This is a genomic window from Streptomyces sp. NPDC104381 (assembly GCF_055583745.1).
In genome coordinates this window covers 936,103-950,185 of sequence record NZ_JBVJNK010000001.1, presented here as the reverse complement: position 1 = coordinate 950,185, position 14,083 = coordinate 936,103, and the positions used below count along the sequence as shown (strand labels likewise).

At 71.0% G+C, this 14,083-nt stretch carries 14 protein-coding genes; 6 read left to right on the top strand and 8 right to left on the bottom strand.

Annotated elements, in window-relative coordinates:
- The first annotated feature begins 30 nt into the window (after positions 1 to 30).
- Positions 31 to 720: a maleylpyruvate isomerase family mycothiol-dependent enzyme gene (locus tag ACZ607_RS04250; RefSeq protein ID WP_469731511.1), complete on the top strand. Its 690-nt coding sequence runs from the start codon at positions 31 to 33 to the stop codon at positions 718 to 720.
- A 10-nt stretch (positions 721 to 730) separates the two neighbouring features.
- Positions 731 to 1,387 carry an MBL fold metallo-hydrolase gene (locus ACZ607_RS04245; RefSeq protein WP_469731509.1) on the top strand — a complete coding sequence of 219 codons (657 nt, stop codon included), beginning with the start codon at positions 731 to 733 and terminating at the stop codon, positions 1,385 to 1,387.
- A gap of 66 nt (positions 1,388 to 1,453) precedes the next feature.
- On the opposite strand, the gene ACZ607_RS04240 is transcribed toward ACZ607_RS04245, so the two are convergent.
- From ACZ607_RS04240 to ACZ607_RS04220, 5 genes are all read right to left on the bottom strand, one after another.
- Positions 1,454 to 2,464 (bottom strand): TerC family protein, encoded by a 1,011-nt coding sequence (locus tag ACZ607_RS04240; RefSeq protein ID WP_469731507.1) that lies wholly within the window; start codon positions 2,462 to 2,464, stop codon positions 1,454 to 1,456.
- A gap of 266 nt (positions 2,465 to 2,730) precedes the next feature.
- Positions 2,731 to 4,641, bottom strand: a complete 1,911-nt coding sequence (locus ACZ607_RS04235; RefSeq protein ID WP_469731505.1) for a TerD family protein — start codon at positions 4,639 to 4,641, stop codon at positions 2,731 to 2,733.
- A gap of 118 nt (positions 4,642 to 4,759) precedes the next feature.
- Positions 4,760 to 5,338, bottom strand: coding sequence for a TerD family protein (locus ACZ607_RS04230; protein ID WP_014156879.1), 579 nt, complete (start codon positions 5,336 to 5,338; stop codon positions 4,760 to 4,762).
- A gap of 153 nt (positions 5,339 to 5,491) precedes the next feature.
- The gene (uvrB, locus tag ACZ607_RS04225; protein ID WP_469731503.1) at positions 5,492 to 7,612 is read right to left on the bottom strand and encodes an excinuclease ABC subunit UvrB; all 2,121 of its coding nucleotides are present in this window, start codon (positions 7,610 to 7,612) and stop codon (positions 5,492 to 5,494) included.
- 39 nt (positions 7,613 to 7,651) lie between these two features.
- Positions 7,652 to 8,521, bottom strand: coding sequence for an MHYT domain-containing protein (locus ACZ607_RS04220; protein ID WP_469731501.1), 870 nt, complete (start codon positions 8,519 to 8,521; stop codon positions 7,652 to 7,654).
- 215 nt (positions 8,522 to 8,736) lie between these two features.
- On the opposite strand from ACZ607_RS04220, the gene ACZ607_RS04215 reads away from it, so the two are divergent.
- Both ACZ607_RS04215 and ACZ607_RS04210 read left to right on the top strand, forming a co-directional pair.
- A complete protein-coding gene (locus tag ACZ607_RS04215; protein WP_469731499.1) occupies positions 8,737 to 9,609 on the top strand; it encodes a glycerophosphodiester phosphodiesterase in 873 nt (290 codons plus the stop codon).
- Positions 9,610 to 9,656: 47 nt separating this feature from the next.
- The gene (locus tag ACZ607_RS04210; protein ID WP_469731497.1) at positions 9,657 to 10,202 is read left to right on the top strand and encodes a methylated-DNA--[protein]-cysteine S-methyltransferase; all 546 of its coding nucleotides are present in this window, start codon (positions 9,657 to 9,659) and stop codon (positions 10,200 to 10,202) included.
- Positions 10,203 to 10,344: 142 nt separating this feature from the next.
- On the opposite strand, the gene ACZ607_RS04205 is transcribed toward ACZ607_RS04210, so the two are convergent.
- The gene (locus ACZ607_RS04205; RefSeq protein WP_469731495.1) at positions 10,345 to 10,983 is read right to left on the bottom strand and encodes a nucleoside/nucleotide kinase family protein; all 639 of its coding nucleotides are present in this window, start codon (positions 10,981 to 10,983) and stop codon (positions 10,345 to 10,347) included.
- A 129-nt stretch (positions 10,984 to 11,112) separates the two neighbouring features.
- On the opposite strand from ACZ607_RS04205, the gene ACZ607_RS04200 reads away from it, so the two are divergent.
- Positions 11,113 to 11,478 (top strand): nuclear transport factor 2 family protein, encoded by a 366-nt coding sequence (locus ACZ607_RS04200; RefSeq protein ID WP_469731493.1) that lies wholly within the window; start codon positions 11,113 to 11,115, stop codon positions 11,476 to 11,478.
- Positions 11,479 to 11,490: 12 nt separating this feature from the next.
- Here the strand turns inward: ACZ607_RS04200 and ACZ607_RS04195 are convergent, their stop codons facing one another.
- Both ACZ607_RS04195 and ACZ607_RS04190 read right to left on the bottom strand, forming a co-directional pair.
- Positions 11,491 to 12,021: a cupin domain-containing protein gene (locus ACZ607_RS04195; RefSeq protein WP_469731491.1), complete on the bottom strand. Its 531-nt coding sequence runs from the start codon at positions 12,019 to 12,021 to the stop codon at positions 11,491 to 11,493.
- A 35-nt stretch (positions 12,022 to 12,056) separates the two neighbouring features.
- Positions 12,057 to 12,785 carry a winged helix-turn-helix transcriptional regulator gene (locus ACZ607_RS04190; protein WP_469731489.1) on the bottom strand — a complete coding sequence of 243 codons (729 nt, stop codon included), beginning with the start codon at positions 12,783 to 12,785 and terminating at the stop codon, positions 12,057 to 12,059.
- Positions 12,786 to 12,851: 66 nt separating this feature from the next.
- Here ACZ607_RS04190 and ACZ607_RS04185 point away from each other — a divergent pair, with 66 nt between their 5' ends.
- Positions 12,852 to 14,063, top strand: coding sequence for a pyridoxal phosphate-dependent aminotransferase (locus ACZ607_RS04185; RefSeq protein WP_469731487.1), 1,212 nt, complete (start codon positions 12,852 to 12,854; stop codon positions 14,061 to 14,063).
- Positions 14,064 to 14,083 lie beyond the last annotated feature (20 nt).

The window sequence follows — 14,083 nt, the reverse complement described above, 5'->3', positions numbered from 1 at the left end:
CGAATGAGTGGTGAGGTCTACGCTCGGCTCATGACTGATCATGCGCGCGACCTGGAAGCTGTACGTGAAGCGACCGATCGGCTGCTCAGTGCCACGGGCACGATGGACGACGGCGCCGTTGCCGAGCCGTCGCGGCTGCCGGGCTGGACCCGGGGCCATGTTCTTGCCCACCTGTCACGTAACGCCGACGCGCTCGTAAATGTTCTCCGAGGGCGCCCGATGTACGCGAACAGCGAAACCCGGGACGCCGACATCGAACGTGGCGCGCCCCGCCCCCTGCCCGAGCAGGTCGCCGACCTGCGCACGAGCGGTGCGGCCTTCCTCGCGGCGGCCGAGGCCCCGGCCGACTGGTCGCGCACGGTCACGATGCGCAACGGTGTGACGGATTCGGCCTCCCGGATCCCCTTCCGCCGCTGGGTCGAGGTCGAGCTGCACCACGTCGACCTGGGGGTGGGGTACGAGCTGGAGGACCTGCCGGAGGAGTTCGTGACCCGGGAGAACGACTTCCTGGCGGAACGGTTCGCCGGGCACCCCGGCGTCGTCCCCACGACGGCGGTCGCCCCGGACGGCCGGCTGTGGACCACGGGCGGAGGCGCCGACGGCCCCCCGGTGACCGTCCGGGGCGAGGCCACCGACATCCTCGGCTGGCTCTGCGGCCGCAGGGACGGCACCGGGCTCACCGTGGAAGGCGGCAGTCTCCCCGCACTGCCCCCGCTATAGGCTTCGTCACATGACGTACAGCGGAGCGGTCAAGGTCGGCGGACGTGCGGACGTACACGAGTTGACGGATCTGATGATCTCCAAGGTCGCCGTCGGCCCGATGAACAACAACGCCTATCTGCTGCGCTGCCGGGCCACCGGCGAGCAGCTCCTGATCGACGCGGCCGACGAGGCCGGAACCCTGCTGCGGCTGATCGGCGACGACTCCATCGCGTCCGTCGTCACCACCCATCAGCACGGCGACCACTGGCAGGCGCTGGCCGAGGTGGTGGCGGCCACCGGCGCGCGTACCTACGCCGGGCGGTACGACGCCGAGGGCATCCCGGTCCCGACCGACGTCCTCGTCGAGGACAACGGCACGATCCGGGTGGGCCAGGTCACGCTGACCGCCCGCCATCTGACCGGCCACACCCCGGGCTCCATCGCGCTCGTCTACGACGATCCGCACGGCGCCCCGCACCTGTTCACCGGGGACTGCCTCTTCCCGGGCGGGGTCGGCAACACGCACAAGGATCCCGAGGCGTTCGCGAGCCTGCTCCACGACGTGGAGACCAAGCTCTTCGACCAGCTGCCCGACGAGACCTGGGTCTACCCGGGCCACGGTCACGACACCACGCTCGGCGCCGAGCGCCCCCAGCTGCCGGAGTGGCGCGAGCGCGGCTGGTGAACCGCTGAACGCCGGACGGCCGGGTGCCCCTCGTGGGGCCCCGGCCGTCGGTGTGTCCGTCGGGCGCTACTTCTCCGCGCCGACGTTCTCGCTGTCGTCCTTCTGCTCGTCCTTCTCCGTGTCCTTCGCCGCCGCGTCCTGCTTCCTGGTGGCGATGAGGCTGGTGATCGTGGTGATCACCAGGACCCCGCAGATGAAGGTGAGGGAGAACGGGATGGAGATCTCCGGGACGTGCACCCCCGACTCGTGCAGGGCGTGCAGCACCAGCTTGACGCCGATGAACCCGAGGATCACCGAGAGCCCGTAGCTCAGGTGGGCCAGCTTCTTCAGCAGACCGCCGATGAGGAAGTACAGCTGACGCAGGCCCATCAGGGCGAAGGCGTTGGCGGTGAAGACGATGTACGGGTCCTGGGTCAGGCCGAAGATCGCCGGGATGGAGTCCAGCGCGAACAGCACATCGGTGGTGCCGATGGCGAGCATGACCACCATCAGGGGGGTCAGGACGCGCTTGCCGTTGTTCCGGATGAAGAGCTTCGTCCCGTGGTACCGGTCGGCGACGCCGAAGCGGTGCTCGATCGACTTCAGGAGACGGTTCTCCTCGAAGTCGTCCTCCTCCTCGTCGGCCCGCGCCTCCTGGATGAGCTTCCAGGCGGTGTAGATCAGGAACGCGCCGAAGATGTAGAAGATCCACGAGAAGTTGGCGATGACGGCGGCACCGGCGGCGATGAAGATCGCCCGCAGCACCAGCGCGATGAGCACACCGACGAGCAGCACCCGCTGCTGGAGGTGGGAGGGCACCGAGAACTTCGCCATGATCAGGACGAAGACGAAGAGGTTGTCGACACTGAGCGACTTCTCGGTGATGAAGCCGGCGAAGAACTCGCCCGAGGCCTGGCTCTCGCCGAAGGCCAGCAGACCGAGTCCGAAGAGCACGGCCAGGGCGATCCAGACGATCGTCCAGATTCCGGCTTCCTTGGTCGACACGTCGTGCGGCTTGCGCCCGATGAAGAAGTCGACGGAGATGAGGGCGACGAGACCGAGAATGGTCAGCGCCCAGAGGGTCCATGAAACGTCCACTGCGCCTCCGGCAGTTCGCTACGGCTATAGATCAGCGTCGTCGCTGCCGGAGGTCTCTTCCACCCGGGAGCGCGGGATGCGCGCCGGGCCGACGCCCCGGGACCGGTCACAGTCCGTACTGACGGGAACGCCGCGATCGGGAGTACTCCCCTCCGCACCAAGAACAGTACCCGAATCACCAAGAAACAGTAAAGTCTCTGCCAAGGTGTACTCAAAATGCCAGGTCAGGGGCTACGTGGAAGGTAATTGACCCGCTGTCATCCCCCTCAGCGGTAGCCCGCGCGCCGCGCCTCGGCCACCAGTGCCAGCACCTGCTCCAGCACCCGGCTGCCCTGCGGCGCCCTCAGCGGCTCGTACGTCCACGCGTGGCCCACCCAGGGGTCGGCGAGGTGGTCGTCGGCCACCGGGGTGATCCGGAGCAGCGACCGCCACAGGGGGTCCAGCACCGGGCCGTAGTCGCGGGTGTCCTCGCGGTCGGCCACCATCAGCAGGTGCACGCCCACCGAGGGGCCCTCGTCGGCCAGATAGCGCAGCTGGGTGACGGCCCTGTCGTCGAAGCCGTGCGGGAAGTCGTTGACGATCAGCAGCTGTTCCGCCGTGTCGAGATCCGGGGGCAGCGCGTCGGAGGCACCGGCCCTGATCGCCATCTGCACCAGGTCGACGCGCCGGGTGAGGTGGGCGAGGACCGAGGAGACGCCTTCCGCCCCGCTCGCCGGGGGCCCGGCGAGGACGCCGGCCTCGACCAGGGGGGCGAGCGGACCGGCGGCGGAGCCGGCCGGATCGATGACGTGCACGGAGAACTCGTCCGCCGGGTACACGGCGAGCAGCCGCGCGGCCAGGGCGACCGCGGTCTCCATGGCCAGGGTGCGCAGCCGGTCCCCGGGGGTCGCGGCGGCCGCCTCGGAGGCCGTACGCCCGCTGTCGACCCAGATGCCGCGCTCCAGGGGGAGCCGCACCAGCAGGGGGATGCGCAGGCCGATGCCCTCGGGGAGGTGGAGGTCGCCGATGCGCAGGGCCATCGGGATCTCCATCGGGACGCGGTAGCCGTGCCAGACGGGGTTGCCCCAGCCCGCGTACGCGGCGGGCAGGGCCGGCTCGACCACGGCGGACTCGGCGGCGAGCTGGGCGAGGTCGCGTTCGAGCGCCTCGCGTGCCCGGCCGGTGAGCTCGTCGTGCTTGGCCCGGGCCTCCTCGCGGGCCCGGTCGCCCGCTCCGCCGATGCGGCTGCGCGGGTCGGAGAGGGCCCGGTCGAGCTCCTGGTCCATCCGGGACTCGGCGAAGTCGACCGCGCTCCGGTAGGCGGCGACGGCGCGGGCGAGGTCCTCGAACATGCCCCAGATCTGGTTGTAGAGGCGTTCGTCCATGGACCAGCCGGTGGCGTCACCCGCGACGGGTTGCGCGGGCTGTCCGGGGGCGGCGGGCGGGGCCGTCGGGGGCGGGGGCGGCGGTGCGGACGTCTGGCGCCGCGGGTGCGCGTAGTTGACGGGGCCGCCGGGGGCCTCCGTGCGCGCGGGGGCGGGATCCGACGGGGCGGGCGGCCGTGCGTCCCCGGAGGCCGGCGGGCCCGCGGGATGACGCACCCGCTCACCGTCGGGAGTGCGGGGCGGCGGCGTCACGGAGCGGGCGAGCCCGGAGGCGACGGCCTCCTGGATGGAGGCGGCGACCTCCGCCGCCTCCGCCACCCCCTGGTCGGCGAGCATCCCGGCGAGCCCCGCCGCGTACCCCTGGCCGACGGCCCGGACCTTCCAGACGCCCTGGCGGCGGTAGAGCTCCAGGGCGGACACGGCGGACTCGGTGTCCAGACCGGTGAGGGTGAACGTGGCGATCTCCGTGCCGTCGAGTCCGGTCACGGCCACGAAGGGGGCGGCCACCGCGCCGAATCTGGCCGGCTGCCCGGGGCCCAGGGGCAGCGCGAGGAGCACGGTGACGCGGTGCACCGAGTCGGGCAGGGCGTCCAGGTCCACGGCCAGCCGGTGGTCGGCCGCGGCCTGCCGGGACACCTCAAGGCCGGGCACCCGGTGCGACGCGGGGTGGGCTATCCACTCGGCGCCGCGGACCAGGCCCCGCTCGTCCCCGAGCGTGGCCCCGGCCACGACGGGCGAGCCCGCCGACACCCTGATCTCCAGACGGGTCTGGGGCAACGTGTGGTTCTGCCCCCGGACCAGCTCGGCCGTCATCGCCCTGTCCCCTCGACGTTCGGTGTGGTGCCCTGCCATGGGCGCAGCTCCCGGCGGCGGGTGCCTCCGGGAGCTGCTCGTACGGATCTGTGGGCCGGCGTGCCGCCCGCTGCCGCGCCTACAGGTGCGGCAGGATCGCCGGCATCAGGTCCTGGAACGTACGGCCGTTGGCCGGGTTGCCCAGGGCGGTCATCTGCCATCCGCCGCCCACGCGGTGCACCTTGGCCATGATCTGCGCCGTGTACTGGCCGCCGCCGTCCAGCGTGTAGCGGGCGAGCTCCTGGCCGTTGGTCTCGTCGACGATGCGACAGAAGGCGTTCTGCACCTCCTGGAACGTCTGGCCGGTGAACGAGTTCACCGTGAAGACGATCTGGTCGATGTGGACCGGGACCCGCTGCAGGTCGACGAGGATCGCCTCGTCGTCGCCGCCGGAGCCGGCACCGCCGACCAGGTTGTCGCCGGTGTGCTTGACCGAACCGTCGTCGCTGACGAGGTGACGGAAGAACACGACGTCCACGGGCTGCTTGTCGGCGAAGAGCACCGCCGAGGCGTCCAGGTCGATCTCCCGGGTGCGCGAGCCGAACAGCCCGCGGCGCGGGGCCGCCTGCCAGCCGAGCCCCATCCGTACCGCGGTCAGGGTCCCCCCGTCGCTCTTCTGCAGGCTGATGGCCTGGCCCTTGGTCATGTTGACCGTCACGCGCTGTCCCCTCTCCGCTTGCCCCGCCACCTTCGGTGTGCGGTTTCCCCGCACCCTACGCAGTCCCCCGAGGCGGAAAGGAGCCATGGGCCGTTTTTGTGTCGGTCCTGCAACACTGCGGGCCCCCGGGGGAACACCGCGCGCCCCAGGAGGTCAGGCCAGGCCCGCCTCCCTCATCTGCCGCAGCTCCTTCTTCAGCTCCCCCACCTCGTCACGCAGCCGGGCGGCGACCTCGAACTGCAGGTCGGCGGCGGCGGCCCGCATGCGGTCCGTCATCTCCTCGATGATCCCCGCGAGCTCCGCGGCGGGCCGGTCGGTGACCACCGCGCCGTCCTTCTTCGCCTTGCCCCCCGCGGCGGCCTTGCCACCCAGCGAGGGGACGGGGGCCTTGGTGTCCTTGGCCTGGCGGTAGCCGGTGCCGAGCAGCTGCTCGGTGTCGACCTCCTCGCGGGCGATGGAGGCGACGATGTCGTTGATCTTCTTGCGGAGCGGCTGCGGGTCTACGCCCCGCTCGGTGTTGTACGCGATCTGCTTCTCGCGGCGGCGGTTGGTCTCGTCGATGGCCTGCGCCATCGCCGGGGTGACCTTGTCGGCGTACATATGGACCTGTCCCGAGACGTTACGGGCGGCACGTCCGATGGTCTGGATCAGCGAGGTGCCGGAGCGCAGGAAGCCCTGCTTGTCCGCGTCGAGGATGGCCACGAGCGACACCTCGGGCAGGTCGAGGCCCTCACGCAGGAGGTTGATGCCGACCAGGACGTCGTACTCGCCGGAGCGCAGCTCGCGCAGCAGCTCGATGCGGCGCAGCGTGTCGACGTCGCTGTGGAGGTAGCGGACCTGGATGCCCAGCTCCAGGAAGTAGTCCGTGAGGTCCTCGGACATCTTCTTGGTGAGGGTGGTGACCAGGACGCGCTCGTCCTGCTCGGTCCGCTTGCGGATCTCGTGGACCAGGTCGTCGATCTGGCCCTCGGTCGGCTTGACGACGACCTCCGGGTCGACGAGCCCGGTGGGCCGGATGATCTGCTCGACGTAACCGTCGCCGCGGGACATCTCGTACTTCCCGGGGGTGGCGGAGAGGTAGACCGTCTGGTTGATCCGGCCGAGGAACTCCTCCCACTTCAGGGGGCGGTTGTCCAGGGCGGAGGGCAGCCGGAAGCCGTGGTCGACGAGGGTCCGCTTACGGGAGGCGTCGCCCTCGTACATCGCGCCGATCTGCGGCACGGTGACGTGCGACTCGTCCAGGACGAGGAGGAAGTCCTCGGGGAAGTAGTCCAGGAGGGTGTTGGGGGCGGTGCCGGGAGAGCGTCCGTCGAAGTGCATGGAGTAGTTCTCGACGCCGGAGCAGGTGCCGATCTGCCGCAGCATCTCGATGTCGTACGTGGTGCGCATGCGCAGCCGCTGGGCCTCCAGCATCTTGCCCTGCTTCTCCAGCTCGGCGAGGCGCTGCTCCAGCTCCTGCTCGATGCCGGTGACGGCCTTCTCCATGCGCTCGGGACCCGCCACGTAGTGGCTGGCGGGGAAGACGTGGAGCGCGGCGTCCTCGCTGATGACCTCGCCGGTCAGCGGGTGGAGGGTCGAGAGCGCCTCGATCTCGTCGCCGAACATCTCGATGCGGACGGCGAGCTCCTCGTACACCGGGAAGATCTCGATGGTGTCGCCGCGGACGCGGAAGGTGCCGCGGGTGAACGCGAGGTCGTTGCGGGTGTACTGGATCTCGACGAAACGGCGCAGCAGCTGGTCGCGGTCGACCTCGTCGCCGACCTTGAGCTGGACCATCCGGTCCACGTACTCCTGGGGGGTGCCCAGGCCGTAGATGCAGGAGACCGAGGCGACCACGACGACGTCGCGCCGGGTGAGCAGCGAGTTCGTCGCGGAGTGCCGGAGGCGCTCGACCTCCTCGTTGATCGAGGAGTCCTTCTCGATGTAGGTGTCCGACTGAGGGACGTACGCCTCGGGCTGGTAGTAGTCGTAGTACGAGACGAAGTACTCCACGGCGTTGTTCGGGAGGAGCTCGCGGAACTCGTTGGCCAGCTGGGCCGCCAGCGTCTTGTTCGGCGCCATCACCAGGGTGGGGCGCTGCAGCTTCTCGATCATCCAGGCGGTCGTGGCCGACTTGCCCGTGCCGGTCGCGCCGAGCAGGACGACGTCCTTCTCACCCGCGCGGACACGGCGGTCCAGCTCGGCGATGGCCGTCGGCTGGTCACCGCTGGGCTGGTAGGGACTGACGACCTCGAAAGGCGCCACCGAACGTTCGATCTTCGAGACTGGCCGCATGCAACCACCGTACGACCCCCCACTGACAACGGCCGGGGATCAGCGGCCCCGCGGCTGCCGGTACGCCCTGCGCGAGGCGGTCTCGTAGGGCTGTGCGGGGCTGCGCTGGGCGGGGATCGAGGCCATCGGGCCACCGCGCCGGGAGAGGTGTCCGGGCTGCCGGCCTCCGCCCTGGGGGGTGCCCGTCACCACCAGCGGGTCGATCATCACGATCACCGTGGCGAGCAGCAGGAAGCAGCCCGGGCCGATCATCATCGGCAGGAGCAGCGAGGTGGGGGCCTCGCCGGCCTGGGGAGTGGCGTCGGGGTGCAGGTGCACCTGGAGCGCGGCCATCCCGGTGTAGTGCATCCCGCTGACGGCCACGCCCATGACGACGCTCGCGCCGAGGCTGGGGAGGAAGCCGTGGATGGAGACGGCCGCCCACAGAGCGGCCGTGGCGGCCACCACGGCGATGAGGACGGACAGCGAGACGGTGAGGATGTCGTACTCGAACAGTCCGTCGAAGTTCATTCCGGCCATGCCCAGGTAGTGCATGGAGGCGACCCCGAGGCCGGTGATCGTCCCGCCGGTGACCAGCGCCATCCGGGTGGCGCCCCGGTAGCCGACGAGGAATATCCCGACCCCGACCATCACGACCGCCACGCCGAGGCTGGCGAAGGTGAGGGGCCTGTCGTAGCTCATCGGCGCCTCCCGGACGGTGAAGCCCAGCATCGCGATGAAGTGCATCGTCCAGATGCCGGAGCCGATGGAGGTCGCGCCCAGTGCCAGCCAGCCGGCTCTGGAGGGGCCCCGGGTGCGCAGGGAGCGCGTGGTGCACCGCAGACCGAGCGCCGCGCCGAGGCATGCCATGAGGAATGCCGTGACGGGGGTCACGAGGCCGTAGGTGAAACCGTCAACTGTGCCCTGCATGCTGGTACGCCCTTCGCGGTGTGCCCGGGTTCGGGGGTGACCCTAAAGGGCAAGGCCCGGCAAGCAAACATAAGAGCGGCATTTTATCCCCCTCTGGGCCCTCCGCGGATCCGGCACCCACCGTTCCGTTCACAACATGGCCATGATCCTCCTCCCCTCCGTTGGGCATCGGATGCGAGTCTCTGCCTGTCCGCATCCCGACGCGAGGAGTACGCATGTCCGTACGCACAGCAACCGCATCCGGCACCGTCGCCGCCCTGCTCGGCGCCTGCGTCCTGCTGCCCGCCGCCCAGGCCCAGGCCTCGGGCGGCCAGGACGCCCCGGTCGTCTACGCCCACCGGGGCGCTTCCGCCTACGCCCCGGAGAACACGCTGGCCGCCGTGGACGCGGCGGATGATCTCGGTATCGACTGGGTGGAGAACGACGTACAGCTCACCAAGGACGGTGTGCTGGTCGTCGTGCACGACACCACCCTGAACAGGACCACGGACGCCGAGGAGGTCTACCCGGACCGCGCGCCCTGGGCCGTCAAGGACTTCACGGCGGCGGAGATCGCGAAGCTGGACGCGGGCAGCTGGTTCGGCCCCGGCTTCGCGGGCGCCCGGGTGCCGACGCTCGCCCAGTACCTGCACCGTATCGAGCGCAACCGGCAGAATCTGCTCCTGGAGATCAAGAGCCCGGAGATCTACCCGGGCATCGAGAAGGAGACGCTGCGCGTCCTGCGCGCGCAGGGCTGGCTCGACCGCGCTCACGTCAAGCGCAGGCTGATCGTCCAGAGCTTCGGTGCAGAGAGTGTGAAAACTGTCCACGCGCAGCGCCCGGACGTCGTCACGGGCTTCCTGGGCACCCCCGCGGTGTCCGAGCTGCCGTCGTACGCGGCGTTCACCGACCAGATCAATCCGTCGTACACGACGATCGGCGCCGACTACGTCGCCGAGGTGCAGAAGCTGAAGGGCGCCCACGGCAAGCCGCTCCGGGTGAACACCTGGACGGTGAACGACGCGGCGAAGGCGGCGGAGGTGGCCGGTTTCGGCGTGGACGGCATCATCTCCAACAACCCCGACACCGTCCGGGACGCCACCCGCTGAGCGGCTGACGGAACGGCGTTGTCAGTGGCCGGCCGTACGGTGGGCCCATGGAGAGCAGCGAGCAGGTCGTGGAGTGGTCCGTCGTGCCGAGCGACATCGGCCCGCTCCTGCTGGCCGCGACCCGGACGGGCCTGGTGACCGTGGTCTTCCACGCGCGCCCGGCGGTCCGGGACAAGGTGCTGGGACAGCTGCGGTCCCGGCTGGGCGCGGAGCCCGTCCAGGCTCCGGACTCCGCGCTGCTGGCCGAGCCGGTGCGTCAGCTCGCCGCCTATTTCGCCGGAGGGCTGCGGGACTTCTCGCTCGACCTGGACTGGTCGCTGACGTCCGGCTTCCACCGCGAGGTGCTCCGCGAGCTGGCCTCCGGCGTGCCCTACGGGACGGTCGTGGGTTACGGGGACCTCGCGCGCCGGGTCGGCCAGCCAGGGGCGGCCCAGGCCGTGGGGGCGGCCATGGGCTCCAACCCGCTTCCGGTGGTGGTTCCGTGCCACCGGGTGGTGGAGAGCGGCGGGGGGCTCGGCGGCTTCGGCGGCGGGCTGGAGACGAAACGGCGGCTGCTGGCCCTGGAGGGGATACTTCCGCAGCCGCTGTTCTAGGGCGTGTGTTGAAAGTAGCGCCGTCCGCCCGGAGGCCGGGCAGGCGGGACTTTCAACACACGCCCTGGGGCGTGTTCCGGGAGCGGGGCCGCGCCCACGACGGCGCGGCGGAGCGTGCGGCGCCGTCACCCGCCGGGTCCGGTCAGCCGAGCCCCGTCCAGGCGGGGTGGTGCGGGTCGTCGGCGCGTACGACCGCGTCGGCCCGGCCGGCCGGGGCGACCTCGTCGTCGTAGCGTGCGAAGGCGGGGAGCGTCCACCGCTCGCTCTCCTCGGTGCGCCGTCGCAGCGCCCCGGGCGAGAGGCTCAGATGTACGGCGAGGTCGAACGGGAACCACTGCCCCAGGAGCAGCGGACCGTGCAGGACGAGCACCCCGCCCTCGGGAAGCACCTGGTAGGGGCTGCGGGTCGCCCGGTCCGTCTCGGGGTTCCAGAGGTCGGGCAGGATCCGGCCGCTGCCGCCGGGTTCCAGCGGACGGAACACCTCCCGCCACAGCGCCCCGGTGTCGAACCAGCTGTCGGCGTACGAGTCCGGGTCCTCCTTGCCGTACTCGTAGCGGAGGCTGGCCGGGCGCAGGAAACCGCCCGTTGAGACGGTGAGCACCGGGCGCCCGCGTGCCCGCAGTGCCTCGGCGAGGTGCGCGGCGAGGTCTCCGGGGCGGGCTGCGGGCGCACCGTCGACGCCGATCCTGAGCCAGGGCCCGCCGTCGTCCGGTGTCTTTCCTTCGGCGCGCCCGGCCAGGGCTTCGGCCAGCCGTTCCCAGGTGATCGGTTCGAATCGCACGCGTCCATCATCACCCCGCGGCCGGTCCGGGAGCGGCGCGCCCCCGGGGCCCGCGGGCGGTCGGCGCCGGGAGCGGGGAACGCGGAAAACCGTTCCCGTGCGCCGGGGCGCTGGCGCATGATGCTCCGTATGGATCTCCCCTTCGCCCGTCGGTTCGCTGCCCGGTGGCAGGACGACTGGAACTCCCATGACCTCGACCGCATCCTCGCGCACTACCACGACGACGTGACCTTCAGCTCGCCCATGATCGCCCGGCTGACGGACGACCCCGCCGGCGCCGTGCACGGCAAGGCCGCCCTGCGGGCGTACTGGGCGCAGGGGCTGGAGCGGATCCCGGACCTGAAGTTCGAGGTGATGGACGTCAGGGCGAGCGTCGACGCGCTGGTCATCGACTACCGCAACCAGATCGGCGGCCGGGTGTACGAGGTGCTGACCTTCCGGGACGGGCTGGTCGTGGCGGGCTTCGGCGCGTACGGCGAGACGCCCGCCAACTGACCGCTCCCCCGGCTACTTCGGCGCCGGGCAGTGCGCCGCTTCGGCGTCGTCGGAGAGCTCACTGCCCTCGGGGAGCAGATACGTCACCCACAGCACGACGGGTTCCGTACCGAGGTTGCGTCCGATGTGACGGTGGTCGGCCCCGGAGGGTTCGATGAAGGACGTCCCGGCGGGTGTCACCTCGACCGAGCAGTCGTCGAGGGTCCGGGTGAGCGTCCCCGACTTGACCACCGCGATCAGCTGGCCCCGGTGGGTGTGCCAGCCGGTGGACCCGCCGGGCGCCACGGTGATCTCCCGGAAGGTGACGTCCGTACGGCCCCGGGGCGTCTTCACCTTGAGCTTGCCCTGGGAGGTGCCCTCGGCGACGACGGTGCCGCTGACTCCGCTGCCCGGTGTGGCGACGGCCGCCGCCGGGACGAGGCCCAGCGCGGCCACACAGACCCCCACGAGCAGGGCCTTGCGCAGCGCGCTCCGCCCCCTCACGGCCGTTCCGCCCGTTCCGCCGTCCCCGTCTCTCGCGTCGATCACGCCGCCGAACCTCATGAAGGACTCCTCAGCATCCGCCCGGGTGAACGCTCCTACGCTACCGGCGAGTCGAGCGGCACGGGGGCGGGTCGCGGGCTTTGCCACCCACGGAGTCCGTCGGCGAGCGCGCCTTCGCCGAGCACCTCAGCCCTGCCCTCCCCGACGGCCTCCGCGAGGGTGCTCTCACCGCGTCCGAGCGCCAGGGCGGTGTCCGCGTCCAGGACGAGACAGGCGTCCGGGCGGTCGGCGGGGCCGTAGCCGTACGCCTCGCCGCCCGCCGCCTCCTCACCGGTGCGGAGGTGGAACTCCCCCTCCGGCAGCCTGACTTCGACGACTCCGCCCACGGTGAGACCGTCCAGGGCCCGCAGCAGCGGCAGGGCGAACCAGTGGGCCCTGACCGCGTCCGTGGGACGGCGCTCACCGAGTGCCGGCGCCCCCCACGCGGCGAGCGCGGTGAGCACCGGGAGCAGTCCGCGGCCGTGCTCGGTCAGCTCGTAGACCGCGGCGGCGGCGGGGGGCGGCAGCCGGCGGCGCACCGCGAGGCCGCCCTGCTCCATGTCCTTCAGCCGGGACGCCAGCACGTCCGTGCTGACCCCGGGCAGATCGGCGTGCAGATCGGTGTAGCGGCGCGGCCCGGCCAGCAGTTCACGGACGATCAGCAGGGTCCACCGGTCGCCGACGGAGTCGAGGGCACGGGCGGTGGCGCAGAACTGGTCGTAGCTCCGGCGGCGGGCGGGACGTGCGGGCTGCTGCTGACGTGGCATGCGACGCAGTCTAGACATGTTGTTGGACTTTCCAAGCCCGAGCTTGGTAAAACCAAGTATCGCAATTCGTCGGGGAGGCACCGCATGGAGTTCCGGCAGTCCAGCAAGCTCAACGAGGTCTGTTACGAGATCCGGGGGCCGGTCATCGAGCAGGCCAACGCCCTGGAGGAGGCGGGCCACAGCGTGCTCCGCCTCAACACGGGCAATCCGGCGCTCTTCGGCTTCGAGGCGCCGGAGGAGATCGTCCAGGACATGATCCGGATGCTGCCCCAGGCGCACGGCTACACCGACTCGCGGGGCATCCTGTCCGCGCGCCGCGCCGTCGCGCAGCGCTATCAGGCGATGGGGCTGACCGATGTCGACGTGGACGACGTCTTCCTCGGCAACGGGGTGTCCGAGCTGATCTCCATGGCCGTCCAGGGGCTCCTGGAGGACGGCGACGAGATCCTGATCCCGAGCCCCGACTATCCGCTGTGGACCGCCGTGACCACCCTCGCCGGAGGGAAGGCGGTGCACTACACCTGCGACGAGGGGGCGGACTGGAACCCCGACCTCGCCGACATGGCCTCGAAGATCACCGACCGCACCCGGGCCATGGTGATCATCAACCCGAACAACCCGACGGGCGCCGTCTACTCCCGCGAAGTCCTCGACGGCATGCTCGATCTGGCGCGCCGGCACGGGCTGATGGTGTTCGCCGACGAGATCTACGACCAGATCCTGTACGACGGCGCCGAGCACCACAGCGTGGCGGTGCTCGCTCCCGATCTGGTCTGCCTCACCTTCAGCGGGCTCTCCAAGACGTACCGTGTCGCCGGGTTCCGCTCGGGCTGGATGGTGGTGTCGGGCCCTCAGCAGCACGCCCGCAGCTATCTGGAGGGGCTCACCATGCTCGCCTCGATGCGGCTGTGCCCCAACGCCCCCGCGCAGTACGCGATCCAGGCGGCGCTCGGCGGCCGGCAGTCCATCCGGGAGCTCGTCGCCCCGGGCGGCCGGCTCCACGAGCAGCGTGACCGGGCCTGGGAGCGGCTCAACGAGATCCCCGGGGTGTCCTGCGTGAAGCCGAAGGGGGCGCTGTACGCCTTCCCGCGCATCGACCCGAAGGTCCACCGCATCGTCGACGACGAGCGGTTCGTCCTGGACCTCCTGCTGCGGGAGAAGATCCAGGTGGTGCAGGGAACCGGCTTCAACTGGCCGCGCCCGGACCACTTCCGCATCCTCACCCTCCCGCACGCCGACGACCTGGACGCGGCGATCAGCCGTATCGGCCGCTTCCTGAACGGATACCGCCAGTGACCTGTGGGACCTGCCGTACG

Bases quoted from the DNA above. Each gene is read 5' to 3' on its own strand.
- ACZ607_RS04195 (WP_469731491.1), bottom strand. From the start codon at position 12,021: ATGAGGTTCGGCGGCGTGATCGACGCGAGAGACGGGGACGGCGGAACG.
- uvrB (WP_469731503.1), bottom strand. From the start codon at position 7,612: ATGCGGCCAGTCTCGAAGATCGAACGTTCGGTGGCGCCTTTCGAGGTC.
- ACZ607_RS04235 (WP_469731505.1), bottom strand. From the start codon at position 4,641: ATGACGGCCGAGCTGGTCCGGGGGCAGAACCACACGTTGCCCCAGACC.
- ACZ607_RS04185 (WP_469731487.1), top strand. From the start codon at position 12,852: ATGGAGTTCCGGCAGTCCAGCAAGCTCAACGAGGTCTGTTACGAGATC.
- ACZ607_RS04245 (WP_469731509.1), top strand. From the start codon at position 731: ATGACGTACAGCGGAGCGGTCAAGGTCGGCGGACGTGCGGACGTACAC.
- ACZ607_RS04190 (WP_469731489.1), bottom strand. From the start codon at position 12,785: ATGTCTAGACTGCGTCGCATGCCACGTCAGCAGCAGCCCGCACGTCCC.
- ACZ607_RS04215 (WP_469731499.1), top strand. From the start codon at position 8,737: ATGTCCGTACGCACAGCAACCGCATCCGGCACCGTCGCCGCCCTGCTC.
- ACZ607_RS04220 (WP_469731501.1), bottom strand. From the start codon at position 8,521: ATGCAGGGCACAGTTGACGGTTTCACCTACGGCCTCGTGACCCCCGTC.
- ACZ607_RS04200 (WP_469731493.1), top strand. From the start codon at position 11,113: ATGGATCTCCCCTTCGCCCGTCGGTTCGCTGCCCGGTGGCAGGACGAC.
- ACZ607_RS04250 (WP_469731511.1), top strand. From the start codon at position 31: ATGACTGATCATGCGCGCGACCTGGAAGCTGTACGTGAAGCGACCGAT.
- ACZ607_RS04210 (WP_469731497.1), top strand. From the start codon at position 9,657: ATGGAGAGCAGCGAGCAGGTCGTGGAGTGGTCCGTCGTGCCGAGCGAC.